This window comes from Paenarthrobacter sp. JL.01a, from assembly GCF_025452095.1.
GTDB lineage: Bacteria > Actinomycetota > Actinomycetes > Actinomycetales > Micrococcaceae > Arthrobacter.
The window spans coordinates 2,235,066-2,250,292 of sequence record NZ_CP104877.1 but is presented as its reverse complement, the minus strand read 5'-3'; the positions used below and the strand labels follow the sequence as shown (position 1 = coordinate 2,250,292).

Here is a 15,227-nt window from a genome sequence, read left to right as displayed (position 1 = left end):
GGCATCGCTGCTGGGCTGAGCCTAAACCGTCCGGGCACTAAGCTGGAAACCAATGAAACTTCTTGAGCAGCTTCCCGGTTCCACCGCCACAGGTCCCTTGGACCCGGACGAGATCTACAGACGCTTCGTGGAGTGGACTGAGAGCCGCGGGCTGCAGCTGTACCCCGCCCAGGACGAGGCGATCATGGAGCTCGCCTCCGGCGCCAACGTCATCCTTGCCACCCCTACCGGATCCGGTAAGTCACTGGTGGCCATTGCCGCGCATTTCGAGGCCATGGCCCGCGGGCAACGCAGTTACTACACGGCGCCGATCAAGGCACTGGTGTCGGAGAAGTTCTTCGCTTTATGCGAGATCTTCGGTGCCGAAAACGTAGGCATGATCACCGGTGACTCGGGTGTGAACCAGGATGCCCCGATCATCTGCTGCACGGCGGAGATTCTCGCCAACATCGCTTTGCGCGAAGGCTCAACTGCCGAACTCGGCTCAGTGATCATTGACGAGTTCCACTTCTACTCCGATCCGCAGCGCGGCTGGGCGTGGCAGGTGCCGCTCCTGTTACTCCCCCAGGCCCAGTTCCTCCTGATGTCGGCCACCCTGGGCGATGTCACCCGCTTCGAAACCGGCCTGACTGAGCTGACCGGCCGTCCCACGACGACGGTGAGCTCGGCGGAGCGGCCCATTCCGCTCCACTACTACTACCACCTCACCCCGGTTCACGAGAGCCTGGAAGAGTTGCTCGCCACCAAACAGGTTCCTGTCTACGTGGTGCACTTCAGCCAGGCCGAGGCCATCGAGCGTGCCCAGAATCTCATGAGCATCAACATGTGCAGCCGGGACGAAAAGGACCGCATCGCCGAGTTGATCGCAGGATTCCGTTTCGCCGCTGGGTTCGGAAAGACACTGAACAGGCTCGTCCGGCACGGTATCGGCGTCCACCACGCCGGAATGCTCCCCAAATACCGGCGGTTGGTGGAGCAATTGGCCCAAGCAGGCCTGCTGAAAGTCATTTGCGGTACGGACACCTTGGGCGTGGGCATCAATGTTCCGATCAGGACAGTGCTTTTGACCGCGTTGAGCAAATACGACGGCGTACGCACCAGGTCGCTTAACTCCCGTGAGTTCCACCAGATTGCCGGCCGCGCCGGACGTGCCGGATACGACACCGCCGGCACCGTCGTGGTCCAGGCACCCGAGCACGTGGTGGAGAACACCAAGGCCATGGCGAAGGCAACAGCCAAGTTCGGCGATGACCAGAAAAAACTCCGTCAAGTGGTGAAGAAGAAGCCGCCTGAAGGATTCGTTTCCTGGGGCGAGCCGACGTTCAAGAAACTTGTTGAATCCATTCCCGAGCCGTTGACATCCAGTTTCACGGTGACACATGCCATGCTGCTGAACCTCATGGAACGTCCAGGCGACCCCTTCCAGGCAACACGGCGGTTGCTCAGCGAAAACCATGAAAGCCGGCCTTCCCAGCTCAGGCTTATGAAGAAGGCCCTGGGGATCTACCGGGAGCTGCTGGCGGCCGGGGTGGTTGAACGCATTCCGGAGGAAGAGCAGGAAGCTGAAGGACGCTCGGTTCGGCTGACAGTCCATTTGCAACCCAACTTCGCCCTTAACCAGCCGTTGTCTCCCTTTGCCCTTGCCGCCCTGGAACTGCTGGATCCCGAGTCGCCCTCCTACGCCCTGGACGTGGTTTCGGTGATTGAGTCGACCCTCGAGAAGCCAAGGCAGATTCTTTCCGCGCAGCAGAAGAAGGCCCGCGGGGAAGCTGTTGCCGCAATGAAGGCTGACGGCATCGAATACGAGCAGCGCATGGCCATGTTGGATGAAGTGACTTATCCCATGCCGTTGGCGGAGATTCTTGGCGAGGCCTTCGAGGTTTACCGGAAGGCTGCGCCGTGGGTTGGGGACTTCGAACTCGCCCCCAAGTCCATCATCCGGGACATGTACGAACGCGCCATGAATTTCGGTGAGTTCGTCCAGTTCTATGGGCTTGCACGCTCCGAGGGTATCGTCCTGCGGTACCTCGCTGACGGTTTCCGAGCACTGCGGCAGACCGTTCCCCAGGATTTATTGCGGAACGACCTCGAAGACCTGATTGCGTGGCTGGGAGAACTGGTGCGCCAAGTGGACTCCAGCCTCCTGGATGAATGGGAGGAGCTGACCGCCGGGCTGGCCCCCACCCCGCATGACGCACCACCTCCCCCGCCTCCACTGCTGACGTCCAACATCCGGGCCTTCCGGGTGATGGTCCGGAACGAGATGTTCCGCAGGGTGGAACTGTTCGCTGACGAGGATTCAGCCGCCTTGGGCGAACTTGATGCCGACGCCGGCTGGGATGCTGAGCGCTGGGAAGACGTGCTGGACGACTACTTCGACGAACACGACGACATCGGCACAGGACCGGACGCCCGTGGGCCGGGATTGCTGATCATCACCGAGGAGCCGGGGCTGTGGAGGGTCCGGCAGATCTTCGATGACCCGGCCGGAAACCACGACTGGGGCATCTCGGCCGAGGTGGACCTCGCGGCATCCGATGAGAATGGCACGGCCGTGGTGCGCGTGACCGACATCAACAGGCTCTGACCGGACGGGCCATGGAAGTCCCGGAGCTGGCAAGCAGCCTGCGGAGTCTTGAGTCTCCGGGGACGGTAACGCCCGCGGCGGTGACTGGGTTGCGAACCTGGTGGGACGGAGACCTGGACGTAGAGGGCCTGGCTATGGGTTCGGTCCAGGCCGCGGCGACTGCCCTTGGAGCCCTGACAGGATTCGGCGGGCGCTATTGCGTGTCATCCGGGTCTGTTGCTGCCTCCTTCGATTCACTGGGGCACCTGAGGATCAACGGGGCCAAGCCGCACGGGTTCGCTCCGGCGTCGGGCTTCCGGCGGACCTCCGACGGCTGGATCCGCCTGCATGCCAACTATCCCCACCACGCTGTCCGGCTCATGGAAGCGCTTGATGCCTCAACGCCGCAGGATGTGGACGAGGCTCTGCTCGCCATGACGTCGCTTGCGGCGGAGGATGCCATCAACGGCAACCGTGGCGTCGCGGCTGCCGTCCGAACCCGCGCTGAGTGGCTCGCGTCGCCAATGCATGCGGCAATCAGAAACGACCCATGGATCGCCTTCGAGCCCGCTCCGGCTTCGCCCGCCCTTGGCCGGCCCAGTACGTGGCGCCCGTCCACGGACCCGTTCCGGCCTCTCGCCGGACTGAGGGTCCTTGACCTCACGCGCGTCATAGCAGGTCCAACAGCCACAAGGTTCCTGGGAGCCCTGGGGGCCGACGTCCTGCGGATTGACCCGCCGCAGCTTCCGGAATTGGAGGAGGCGTTTGTCGACGGCGGATTCGACAAACGCTCCGCCGTGGCTGATGTCGAAGATCCAGCCCAGCTGGAGGTCATCCGTGCCCTCGTAGGCGCCGCGGATGTCGTGGTGTCGGGCTACCGCAACGGAAGCCTGGACAGATTCGGTCTCGGAGCTGAGGCCCTGTTAGCCGATAAGCCAGATCTGGTGGTCGCAACATTGTCCGCCTGGGGAAGAGAGGGACCCTGGCAACGGCGGCGGGGCTTTGACAGCTTGGTGCAGGCGGCTTGCGGTATCGCTGAGGTTTACGGTCAAGAGGACGACGGCGGGTGGAAGCCTGGAGCGCTGCCGGTCCAGGCCCTTGACCACGCCACGGGCTACGGAGTGGCCGCCGCCGTCCTGGCACTTTTGGCCCACAGGCTCGGGACGGGGACCGGAGGGATCGCCGCGCTCTCGTTGGCGCGGACTGCAGAGGAACTCTTCAGTTTGCCCGCTGCTGATGGAGCAGATGCAGCAGGCGCCCTGCAGCCCCCGGATGAACGGGAGTGCGCGAGCCTTTATGGCCGGCTCCGGTTCGTGGAGCCACCGTTGATGGTAGACGGCGCGCCACTGGAATACCGGCGGCCGCCGGTCCGCTATGGATCTTCTGCCTTGGTTTGGCGCCAGGACGACCAGTTGCTCCTAGTAAGCTCGGATGCATGAGTGTAATCCGCCACGCTACCGTTGAAGACGTCCCTGCGATCCTGCGTATGATCCACGATCTTGCGATCTACGAAAAGGAGCCGGATGCCGTCAAGAACACACCGGAGAAGCTCACTGAAGTGCTCTTTGGCGAGAACCCGCGGGTCTACGCCACGATCGCGGAAAACGCAGCCGGAACCGTGCAGGGATTTGCCCTGTGGTTCCTGAATTACTCCACCTGGGAAGGCGTCCACGGGATCTACCTTGAGGACCTCTACGTCGAACCCGACGCCCGTGGCGAAGGACACGGCAAGGCGCTCCTGCAGCACCTGGCCGCGACCGCCGTCGAACGTGGCTACGCCCGCGTTGAATGGAGCGTCCTGAACTGGAACGAGCCCTCCATCAACTTCTACAAGAAGCTGGGCGCTTTTCCCATGGAGGAATGGTCCACGTTCCGCCTCACCGGAGAGGCCTTGGAATCGTTTGGGGCAACAACCGTCCAGGCTCAGGAGTCGTTTGCCCGTGGCTGAGACGCACTCATCCACCCCGGAGCACACCATCCGGGCCCGCCACGAATTCCGCGGTGTGCGCACGGCAGAGCACTATTTCACGGTGCCCTTGGTGCATTCACCCGCAAACAACTGGGAAAGCGGCGAAACGATCACAGTCTTCGCCCGGGAATACTCCTCCACCGCACACACGGCAGAGGATGCGGCAAAGCTTCCGTGGTTGCTGTTCCTGCAGGGTGGTCCTGGCGGCAGGGGGAACCGGATCACGTCCCTGGCTGGCTGGATGAAAGCGGCGGCAAGGGATTTCCGCATCCTGATGCTCGACCAACGCGGCACGGGTCTTTCCACTCCTGTTGAACAGCGGTCGCTGGAACTCCGCGGAGATGCGGCAGCCCAGGCTGAGTACCTTACGAACTTCCGCGCCGATTCCATCGTTGCCGACGCCGAGTTCATCCGTGGTGTCCTCGGCTCAGGTCCCTGGAGCGTCATGGGCCAGAGCTTTGGCGGGTTCTGCGCATTGACTTATCTGTCCTTCGCCCCTGCCGGCTTGCGCGAAGTCCTCATCACCGGCGGCCTGGCTCCCCTGGAGGGACCAGCAGACCGCGTTTACCAGGCGACCTTCAAACGTGTTGCCGCCCGCAACGCAGAGTACTTCCGGTGGTATCCCGAAGACCGTGAAAAGGTCACAAAGATCGTCCGGCACCTGGAGCGGACACCTGAGTTCCTAGCCAGCGGTGAAAGATTGACCCCGGAACGGTTCCAAATGGTGGGTTCGTTCCTGGGTGGCAACACAAGGGTGGATTCGCTGCATTACCTCCTGGAAGATGCCTTCATCGAAACCCTCGATGGTCAACGGCTCTCAGAAACGTTCCTTGAGCAGGTGCGCAGCCTCGTCAGCCGGGCCGCCAATCCTCTCTACGCCGTGCTGCACGAATCAATCTACGGCCGAGGCGAAGCCACCAACTGGGCTGCCTGGCGGGTGTTGGAGGAATACCCCGAGTTCCAGCCGGGAGCCGAGCAGCCCCTGCTCACCGGAGAGATGGTCTATCCCTGGTACTTCGAGCAGGATCCCGCACTCGTACCCCTGCATGACGTTGCAGAGCTCCTCGCGGCACGCAAGGACTGGGAGTCCCTGTACGACACAGCAATGTTGGCAACGAACACTGTTCCCGTTGCTGCTGCCGTATACAAGGACGATATCTACGTGGACCACGACCTGTCACTTGAAACCGCCGCTGCCGTCCGTGGACTCCAGCCATGGGTCACCGCGGAATTCCACCACGACGGCATCGCCGAAGACGGCGAAGGGATCTTCAACCGGCTCCTTGGCATGGTACGCGGAGGGCAGTGACCGCCGCCGTGCGTCTCAGTTGATGGTTACGCCGGCACGGGCGCGAAGGGCCGCGGCAAGTGCCAGGACAAGGACCGCCGCGACGACGACGCTTGAGGCGACGTTGAGCCCCGTGTAGCCGATCCACGCCAGAAGGAGACCGGAGGTTGCGCCGCCGACGGCTCCCGCGGCACCCATCAAGGTGTCTGAGACTCCCTGGACTGTGACCCGGGAGTCCGGGCTCACGCTCTCGGCAAGCATCGTGGAGCCGGCAATGGTCGCCGCCGACCATCCCAGGCCGAGCAGGACCAATCCCGCAGTAACCAGCGCGGGTTGGTCCTGCCCCAGGCCCGCGATGAGTACTGCCAGCAGAAGCATGCCGTGGCCGATTGCAATCGTCTGGAGGCGTCCTGCCCTGTCCGTCAGCCATCCCCACAGCGGAGACAGAGCGAACATGCCGGCTATGTGCAGCGAGATGGTAAGCCCGATGACCACCAAGGCGTCTGTGTCGTCGGTGCTTCCGCCGTGGTGGCCTTCGTGCGATCCCGCTACCAGCTGCTGAAGGTGAAGGGGCGTCATGGACATGACGGCCACCATCACCCCATGGGCGGCGACCACTGCAGCGAGCGACAACACGGCCCGCCGGGACGCACGGACGGCGCGCAAGCCGGACGCCACCGTTCCCCTTGGAGTGGGACCCCCGGAGTCATTACCGTTCGCAGCCGTCGCCAGCCTCCGGGCAAGCAACAAAGGGTCCGGCCTTAGACCCAGGAACAGAAGGACCGAGGCCAGCAGCAGGCCCCCGGCCGAGAAGACAAAGGGCCCGGCGATGGGAGGCAGGCCCAGGGCCTGCCCCACAACGGCGCCCGGCTGAATGAGGTTTGGCCCGGCAACGGCTCCGATGGTTATTGCCCAGACAACCGTGGACAACGACCTGCCCCGACGTTCCGGCTCTGCGAGGTCCACGGCCGCAAAGCGTGCTTGGAGGTTCGCCGCTGTGCCCAGACCCAGCAACGCGGCACCCAGTATCAGGATGGGGAAGGACCTGGTCATCACGGCCACGATGAAGAGCAGTGCTCCCATCATTGCCGCGACCAGGCCAGTGACCAGACCCACGCGTCGCCCGCGGGCCTCTGCCAGCCGTGCCAGGGGAAGGGCAGCAATGGCTGCCGCCAGCGTCAGCACCGTCGTGATGGAACCGGCCCACGCTTCAGATCCGGAGAGGTCGACGGCGAGCAATGAGCCGATGGACAGGGTGGCGCCGTTTCCGACACCGCTGAGCAATTGGGACGCACTGAGCAGGAAAACAGTACGGCGCTGGACCCTGTGTGGGTCCAGCGCCGTAGTTGGGGAGGTAGTCACGTGATGAGACTACAACTTTCCCTGGGGTTACTCTGCTTCGCTCATGCTCTTTCGTGCGTCTTCTTCCAGCCGGGCGTCCAGCTTGGCCTGGCGGGCCGCCGGGCTGAGCAGGCTTGCCACGACTGCCACGACGATCGTTCCGACGATGACCGCGAGCGACACATAGGTGGGAATCTCCGGCGCCCATTCGATGTGGTGCCCGCCGTTGATGAACGGAAGTTCGTTGACGTGCATGGCGTGCAGGACCAGCTTGACGCCGATGAACGCCAGGATCACCGACAAGGCGTGCTTCAGGTACACCAGGCGGGTCATGAGGCCGCCCAGCAGGAAGTACAGCTGGCGCAGACCCATCAGGGCGAAGATGTTGGCCGTGAAGACGATGAAGGCGCTCTGGGTGAGGCCGAAAATCGCGGGTATCGAGTCGACGGCGAACAGGAGGTCAGTCAGGCCGATGGTCACGAAGACGATCAGCATGGGGGTGAAGACCTTCTTGCCGTCAACGGTGGTCCGCAACTTGCCGCCGTCGAACTTTTCCGACATCGGAAGAACCTTGCGAAGGCGTCCGATCAAGGGGTTTTCGGCACCCTCTTCTTCGTCTTCACCGGAGTCCTTTGCCTGCTTCCAGGCGGTCCACAACAGGAAGGCTCCGAAGATGTAGAACACCCAGCTGAACTGCTCGATGACCACGGCGCCGAGGGCGATGAAAATGCCACGGAGGACCAACGCGATGATGATGCCCACCATCAGCACTTCCTGCTGGTACTTACGGGGCACAGCGAAGCGGGCCATGATGATGATGAAGACGAACAGGTTGTCGATGCTGAGACTGTACTCAGTGACCCAGCCCGCGATGAACTGGCTGCCGTACTCGGGACCCGTGAAGTAGAACATGGCTCCGGCGAACACCATGGCCAAGGCCACGTAGAAGGCGACCCAGAGGCCGGCTTCCTTCATTGAGGGTTCGTGGGGACGCTTGACCACCAAAAGCAGGTCGATCAGCAGGATAATTCCAAGGACGACGAACGAGCCGACCTCGAACCAGACAGGGAGCTCCATTAAAGGGCCTTTCGCAGGGTACGGGAAAACGGTGTAAGTCTCTCCGGGCACCAAGGAGCGTTTGATGCTCTGACAAGGTGACCCGCTAGGCCCGGCGAGGCAACCATGCCTTGCGTGCTGACGAACCTAGCGCTTGGGATACTCCCCTACGTGGCTTAAACCATACCCTAGGCGTGGCCGGCGGTCTGCATCTGGCGTAATTCGCGCTTCAACTCCTTGACTTCGTCGCGGATCCTTGCAGCTACTTCGAACTGCAGTTCGGCAGCGGCACCGTGCATCTGTTCCGTGAGCTGTTCGATGAGCCCCACCAGATCCTCGGCAGGCGCAGCGGCGAGGCCGTCCTGCCGGACAGTTGCCGCTCCCTTGGCTGCGGACTTGCCACGTTTTCCGCCCTTGGCCAGCCGGTTGTTGTTCAGCAGTTCCTGGGTATCGGCGTCTTCCTTGGCCAATTGGTCCGTGATGTCGGCAATCTTCTTGCGCAACGGCTGCGGATCGATGCCGTGGTCGGTGTTGTACTTGACCTGGATGGCACGGCGCCGGTTCGTCTCATCAATGGCGTGTGCCATCGAGTCGGTGATCTTGTCGGCATACATGTGGACCTGGCCTGAGACGTTACGGGCGGCACGGCCGATGGTCTGGATCAGGGAGGTGGAGGAACGCAGGAAGCCTTCCTTGTCGGCGTCGAGGATGCTCACCAGGGAGACTTCGGGCAGGTCCAAACCTTCCCTCAACAAGTTGATGCCCACCAGGACATCGAAGACGCCCATCCGGAGCTCACGGAGCAACTCCACGCGCCTCAAGGTATCAACGTCGGAGTGCAGGTATTCGACCTTGATGCCATGGCCCACCAGGTAATCGGTGAGATCCTCCGCCATCCGCTTGGTCAGCGTGGTCACGAGGACACGCTCGTTCTTCTCCGTGCGGATCCGGATCTCGCCAAGGAGGTCGTCGATCTGGCCCTTGGTGGGTTTGACCACGACCTCGGGATCGATGAGTCCGGTGGGACGGATGATCTGCTGGACGTAGCCGTCGGCCTTGCCGAGTTCGTACTTGCCTGGTGTGGCCGAGAGGTAGACGGTCTGGCCGATACGTTCGAGGAACTCGTCCCATTTCAGCGGCCGGTTGTCCATGGCCGAGGGCAAACGGAAGCCGAAGTCCACAAGGTTGCGCTTGCGGGACATGTCGCCTTCGTACATTGCACCGATCTGGGGAATGGTGACGTGCGACTCGTCGACCACCAGCAGGAAGTCATCCGGGAAGTAATCAAGGAGGCAGTGCGGTGCCGTGCCGGGATCGCGGCCGTCGATGTGCACCGAGTAGTTTTCAATACCGTTGCAGAAGCCCATCTGCTGCATCATTTCGAGGTCATAGGTGGTGCGCATACGCAGGCGCTGTGCCTCCACCAGCTTGTTCTGGGCTTCGAGGACCTTCAAGCGGTCGGCGAGTTCGTCTTCAATCCGCTTGATGGCCCGGGCCATGCGTTCGGGCCCCGCGACATAGTGCGACGCCGGGAAAACGTACATCTCTTCCTCGTCCCGGATGACCTCACCGGTCAGGGGGTGGAGGGTCTGGATGTTCTCGATCTCGTCACCGAAGAACTCGATCCTGATGGCAAGTTCCTCGTACATCGGAATGATCTCGACGGTGTCCCCACGGACCCGGAAGGTTCCCCGGTGGAAGTCCGTGTCGTTGCGCGCGTACTGCATGGAGACGAACTTGCGCAGGAGATGGTCGCGGTTCATCTCCGCACCCTTGCGCAGCGTGACCATGCCGGCAATGTACTCTTCAGGCGTGCCCAGGCCGTAGATGCAGGAGACCGTGGCCACCACCACGACGTCGCGGCGGGTCAACAGGGCGTTGGTTGCGGAGTGGCGCAGGCGTTCGACTTCCTCGTTGATGGAGGAGTCCTTTTCGATGAACGTGTCAGTCTGGGCGACGTAGGCTTCGGGCTGGTAGTAGTCGTAGTAGGACACGAAGTACTCAACCGCGTTGTTTGGCAGGAGCTCCCGGAATTCGTTGGCCAATTGCGCGGCAAGGGTCTTGTTCTGGACCATCACCAGCGTAGGCCGCTGGACCTGCTCGATGAGCCAGGCCGTGGTGGCACTCTTACCCGTTCCGGTGGCACCCAGGAGGACTACGTCCTTCTCACCGTTCTTGATGCGTTCGGTCAGCTCCGCGATGGCGGTTGGCTGGTCACCGGCAGGCTTGTAGTCACTGACAACTTCAAAGGGCGCTACGACACGGTTGATTTCCTGGGCAAGGCTCATGCATCAAATCTACCCCCGCCCCAGGACAGTTACTGTCCGCTTTTGCGCACAGCGGAAGATGAGTACGACGGCGGTGTCCAGCCTGTGCGCGCGGCCCACTCTTCCATGGCGGGCCAGGCCACATTGGTAAACCACGGTTCCTTGGCCTCGGCGTACTCAGCTGTGCCGTTGTCGCTGGAATGGGCGGCCGCCAACTGGCTTTTGAGGGCTTCGTACTGAGCCAGAGCTGAAGGATCCCCGCGCAACCAATCGCGGAACAGCAACGCGTACTGCCAACCGGCTGACCCGACCGCACGGACATGCAGGTTAACAGGCCGGCCTGGATCAGCATTGGCATGGAACCGTTTCTGCCACGACGCCGGATCAGGGTCCGAAGGCTTGGGAGTGTCCTCCGTGATCCCGGGAACTTCCGGAAAGCCGGCCGCAGCCAGCAAGGGCGAGATCCGGTCCGCCGTTGCCAGGTCCGGCACAGCCAACTGGAGGTCCAGGACGTCCTTCGCCGGCAAGCCCGGCACGGAGGTCGAACCGATGTGGTCCACGGCCAAAGCTTCGGGAACGGCCGCCGAGATGCGCTCCGCCAGACGCCGCGCTTGCGCTGCCCAGTCCCCAGCCGGTTCCACCATCACCGGACCAACCGTCCGAGGGGCCCTGACACCGCGCTTGATGTTGGCCGCAAAAGGCACCAATCGTTGCTCCCACAACGCTTCGACCGAAGCCAGCAGCTGGTCAGGGCTTCCTGCGTTGTCAAGAATGATGTCCGCGGCGGCGTTCCGTTCTGCCCGGCCAGCCTGTGCCGCCATACGGGAACGGGCGTCTTCAGGGTCCATGCCCCGGAACTCCACCATGCGCTGGACGCGGACGTCTTCTGGCGCGTCAACTACCACCACCAAGTGGAAATTGCGGCCCTGCCCGGTCTCCACCAGGAGCGGGATGTCCTGGACCACGATGTCGCCGGTGCCGGCGCTGTCCATGATGGCCGCCGCCGCCCTGCGGACCAGCGGATGGACGACGCCGTTCAGGACCTCACGTTGCGCCGGATCCCGAAACACGATGGAGCCCAGCCTCGGCCGGTCCAGCCGTCCATCCGGGTCCAGGATGCCGGTGCCAAATGCTTCGACGAGCTGCTCCAAGCCTGGCGTCCCGGGTTCCACCACCTGACGGGCAAGGACATCAGCGTCGATGAGGACGGCGCCCAGCTCCCGGAACCTTGAGGACACCAACGATTTCCCTGAGGCGATGCCGCCCGTCAGTCCGATTTTCAGCACCCCTCAACACTAGACTGAAGCGGTGGAAATTGAGGACGAAAGCCGGGCTACCAGATACACCACACTCGCCTCAGGACCCGATTTCCGGCATGAACTGGAGATACGCCGGTCGCGTTTCATCACTGTCCTGCGTCGGTCGGGCGATGAGCACACCGCACGGGATCTCGTGGCGGGGCTGCGACGGGAGTTCCATGACGCGCGGCATCACTGCTCTGCGTTCGTGATCGGCCCGGATCGGATGATCCAACGATCCAGCGACGACGGTGAACCGTCAGGCACTGCGGGCATACCAATGCTTGAAGCACTCATCAAGCGGGAGTCATCGCCGGGGGTGACGGACCTCAGCGACGTCGCCGCCGTCGTCGTCCGCTATTTCGGCGGCATTCTGCTGGGTGCCGGTGGCCTGGTCCGGGCCTACTCTGAGTCGGTCTCTGCGGCGCTGGACCTCGCCCCCCTGGTCCAGCGCCGGCGGCTGCGTTTGTGCGCCATTGAGGTTCCCCACGCGGACGCAGGCCGTCTGGACAACGAGCTCCGCAATGCCGGGTACGTTATGGCGGAGACGCGGTACGAGGCCCGGCATGCCGTCCTCCGGATAGCGGTTGCAGATGAGCCGCGGGTTATAGCGGAGGCCCACGCACGGGTGGCGGCATTGACGGCGGGGAACTCGGCCCTCCGGCCTGAAGCCACTGAATGGGTTGATGTTCCCACCTGAACACCTGGCTCAAGGGCCAAAGCATCACAAGGCTTAAAGCGCAAAGGACCCCTGCCCGAAGGCAGGGGTCCTTTGTTGGCTATTCAGCACATCCCGTGAGGGAGGCGGAATTAGTTGCCGGTCAGCTTCTCGCGCAGTGCGGCGAGGGCTTCGTCGGATGCCAGGGTGCCGGCGTTCGACTCAGCTGCAGCCGGCTCCGAGGAGTAGCTGGTTGCGCCGGAATCGCTCTCACCGGACGTTGCAGCTGCAGCGTCGTCGGCAGCGTGCTGGGCAACCTGCTTCTTGTGGGCTTCCCAGCGGGTCTGGGCGTCAGCGTACTGCTGCTCCCAAGCGGCACGCTGTGCTTCGTAGCCTTCGAGCCATTCGTTCGACTCGGGGTCGAAGCCCTCGGGGTACTTGTAGTTGCCCTCTTCGTCGTACTCAGCGGCCATGCCGTACAGAGCGGGATCGAACTCGGTGCTGTCTGCGTCAACGCCCTCGTTGGCCTGCTTGAGGGAGAGGGAGATGCGGCGACGCTCGAGGTCGATGTCGATGACCTTGACGAACAGTTCGTCGCCAACGGAGACAACCTGCTCGGCGAGCTCAACGTGGCGGACAGCCAGCTCGGAGATGTGGACGAGGCCTTCGATGCCGTCTTCGACGCGGACGAACGCACCGAACGGAACCAGCTTGGTGACCTTACCCGGAACAACCTGGCCAAGGGCGTGGGTGCGGGCGAAGGTCTGCCACGGGTCTTCCTGCGTAGCCTTGAGCGACAGGGAGACACGCTCGCGGTCCAGATCCACTTCGAGGACCTCGACGGTGACTTCCTGGCCAACCTCGACAACCTCGGACGGGTGGTCGATGTGCTTCCAGGAGAGCTCGGAAACGTGGACGAGGCCGTCTACGCCGCCAAGGTCCACGAATGCACCGAAGTTGACGATGGAGGAAACAACGCCGGGACGGACCTGGCCCTTTTCCAGCTTGTTGAGGAACGTGGAGCGGACCTCGGACTGGGTCTGCTCGAGCCATGCACGGCGGGACAGAACAACGTTGTTGCGGTTCTTGTCGAGCTCGATGATCTTGGCTTCGATCTGCTGACCGATGTACGGAGCCAGGTCGCGGACGCGACGCATCTCGACGAGGGATGCGGGCAGGAAGCCGCGCAGGCCGATGTCCAGGATGAGGCCACCCTTGACAACCTCGATGACGGTACCGGTAACGACACCGTCTTCTTCCTTGACCTTCTCGATGTCGCCCCAGGCACGCTCGTACTGAGCACGCTTCTTGGAGAGGATCAGACGGCCTTCTTTGTCTTCCTTGGTGAGAACCAGGGCTTCGACCTGGTCGCCAACAGCGACAACTTCGCCGGGGTCGACGTCGTGCTTGATGGAAAGCTCACGGGAAGGGATGACACCTTCGGTCTTGTAACCGATGTCGAGCAGAACTTCGTCGCGGTCGACCTTGACGACGGTACCTTCGACGAGATCTCCGTCGTTGAAGTACTTGATGGTGGCGTCGACAGCTGCGAGGAAGTCCTCAGCGGTACCGATGTCGTTAATGGCGACTACGGGGGTACCGGGCTTCTCGGTGGAGGTGATGGTCATGTAGTAGGGGCTCCGTTGTGGATAGTTAGTCGGTCAGGCAAACCGCTGCCGTCCGGGTCCGGACGGCAGACACGGCACATCGCCGGGTCATCCTGATTTGTGGATTAGTACAAAATGGATGCATGCACGTAGTACACGCCCGTTTATTCTAGTCGCAAGGGCAAAGCAGGGTCAAAAGCACTGTTACGGCTAGAGCACGTCGCCCAGCCGGCCAAAGGTAATGCCCTTGTCCAGCAACCGAGGCAGAATGCGCGCATAGCCTTCCGCTGTCGCGCCCGCCGGCTTGTTGAAGTGGGAAATGACGATATCTCCCGGGCCTGCCCGCCCCACCTCGGTGGCGACAGTTGCGGCCGGAAATGTTGCCCCGCCGTCGCCATTGATCGTGAAGTTCACCGGTATCATCCCGAGCCTGCGCGTCATCGCTGCCGTGACGTCGTCGTAGAACGCAGTGCCGGGCCGGAAGAACTGCGGCGATTTCCCGAAAGTGTCGTGCATCGCTTGTTGGTTGCCGGCGAGTTCGTCAAACGCCGCCGACGCATTCGCCGTTCCGGTGATTCCGTAAGCTGACTTGCCGTTCACGGACAATGGCAGATGCGACGTGCCGTGGTTGGCGAGCTCGAACAGCGGATCTGCCGCCAACTCGGCGGAGAGCGACGGATTGGCACGGATCCAGCGGTTGTTGACGAAGAGGGTCGCCGGCACATTGAGCCTGCGCAGGGTCCGCAGCAGCTCGTGGTCGCACTCGGAGCCGCCCGGTCCGCCGCAGGCATCGAATGTCAGGGCTGCCTGCCTGGAAGGAGCTTCGTTGATGACGCCCGTAACGTGCAGCCCCCATTCCTTGGGCTGCCGGCCCGCGAACTCCGCCAGGATCGTCGTTTTGTTCGGCAAAACCGGGGGCTTGGAGCTCGGCTGTGCCCGGGCCGCAGCGGCCTGCTCGCTGGATTTGCCGGCAATGGATGGAGGCGGCGTGGCCGGTCCCGACGGCCGCAGGTGTTCCCGCGCCACATCCTGTTCAGGAAGGGTTGGGAGCGCTCCTGCGCCCCCGTCGGCGCATCCCGACATAACCGCGGCCGCCAAGCCCGCCATTCCAAGCAGCACTGACCTACGGCCGGCCAAAGGCCGCCGCTTGGAATCCCCCATGGATGTCCTTACTGAC

Annotated in this window: 11 protein-coding genes; 5 read left to right on the top strand and 6 right to left on the bottom strand. The window is 62.8% G+C overall.

The genetic code is table 11. The features are described 5' to 3' along the window. Positions 1–52: 52 nt before the first annotated feature. The 4 genes from N5P29_RS10595 (at position 53) to N5P29_RS10580 (ending at position 5,844) form a co-directional block, all read left to right on the top strand. Complete coding sequence (locus N5P29_RS10595) at positions 53–2,587, top strand: DEAD/DEAH box helicase (RefSeq protein ID WP_262274950.1); 2,535 nt, start codon at positions 53–55, stop codon at positions 2,585–2,587. A gap of 80 nt (positions 2,588–2,667) precedes the next feature. Then, the gene (locus tag N5P29_RS10590) at positions 2,668–4,005 is read left to right on the top strand and encodes a CoA transferase (RefSeq protein WP_262274949.1); all 1,338 of its coding nucleotides are present in this window, start codon (positions 2,668–2,670) and stop codon (positions 4,003–4,005) included. Continuing rightward, a complete protein-coding gene (locus N5P29_RS10585) occupies positions 4,002–4,514 on the top strand; it encodes a GNAT family N-acetyltransferase (RefSeq protein WP_262274948.1) in 513 nt (170 codons plus the stop codon). The genes N5P29_RS10590 and N5P29_RS10585 overlap by 4 nt, the downstream gene beginning before the upstream one ends. After that, positions 4,507–5,844, top strand: a complete 1,338-nt coding sequence (locus N5P29_RS10580) for an alpha/beta fold hydrolase (RefSeq protein ID WP_262274947.1) — start codon at positions 4,507–4,509, stop codon at positions 5,842–5,844. Before N5P29_RS10585 ends, N5P29_RS10580 begins: the two co-directional genes overlap by 8 nt. 15 nt (positions 5,845–5,859) lie before the next feature. Here N5P29_RS10580 and N5P29_RS10575 read toward each other — a convergent pair whose 3' ends face one another. The 4 genes from N5P29_RS10575 to coaE all read right to left on the bottom strand — a co-directional run bounded on the left by N5P29_RS10575 (position 5,860) and on the right by coaE (position 11,773). Beyond that, positions 5,860–7,185, bottom strand: a complete 1,326-nt coding sequence (locus N5P29_RS10575) for an MFS transporter (protein WP_262274946.1) — start codon at positions 7,183–7,185, stop codon at positions 5,860–5,862. Between the two features lie 27 nt (positions 7,186–7,212). Beyond that, positions 7,213–8,241 (bottom strand): TerC family protein, encoded by a 1,029-nt coding sequence (locus N5P29_RS10570; RefSeq protein WP_144658752.1) that lies wholly within the window; start codon positions 8,239–8,241, stop codon positions 7,213–7,215. Positions 8,242–8,408: 167 nt separating this feature from the next. After that, positions 8,409–10,508 (bottom strand): excinuclease ABC subunit UvrB, encoded by a 2,100-nt coding sequence (gene uvrB / locus N5P29_RS10565; protein ID WP_262274945.1) that lies wholly within the window; start codon positions 10,506–10,508, stop codon positions 8,409–8,411. Positions 10,509–10,537: 29 nt separating this feature from the next. After that, entirely contained in the window at positions 10,538–11,773 is a 1,236-nt protein-coding gene (gene coaE / locus N5P29_RS10560; RefSeq protein ID WP_262274944.1) for a dephospho-CoA kinase, read from the bottom strand. Positions 11,774–11,795: 22 nt separating this feature from the next. On the opposite strand from coaE, the gene N5P29_RS10555 reads away from it, so the two are divergent. Beyond that, positions 11,796–12,485, top strand: a complete 690-nt coding sequence (locus N5P29_RS10555) for an IMPACT family protein (RefSeq protein WP_262274943.1) — start codon at positions 11,796–11,798, stop codon at positions 12,483–12,485. A 110-nt stretch (positions 12,486–12,595) separates the two neighbouring features. On the opposite strand, the gene rpsA is transcribed toward N5P29_RS10555, so the two are convergent. Together rpsA and N5P29_RS10545 are read right to left on the bottom strand one after the other, a co-directional pair. After that, positions 12,596–14,071, bottom strand: a complete 1,476-nt coding sequence (gene rpsA / locus N5P29_RS10550) for a 30S ribosomal protein S1 (protein ID WP_144658748.1) — start codon at positions 14,069–14,071, stop codon at positions 12,596–12,598. A gap of 189 nt (positions 14,072–14,260) precedes the next feature. Further along, positions 14,261–15,211, bottom strand: a complete 951-nt coding sequence (locus N5P29_RS10545) for a polysaccharide deacetylase family protein (protein ID WP_262274942.1) — start codon at positions 15,209–15,211, stop codon at positions 14,261–14,263. Positions 15,212–15,227: the final 16 nt, after the last annotated feature.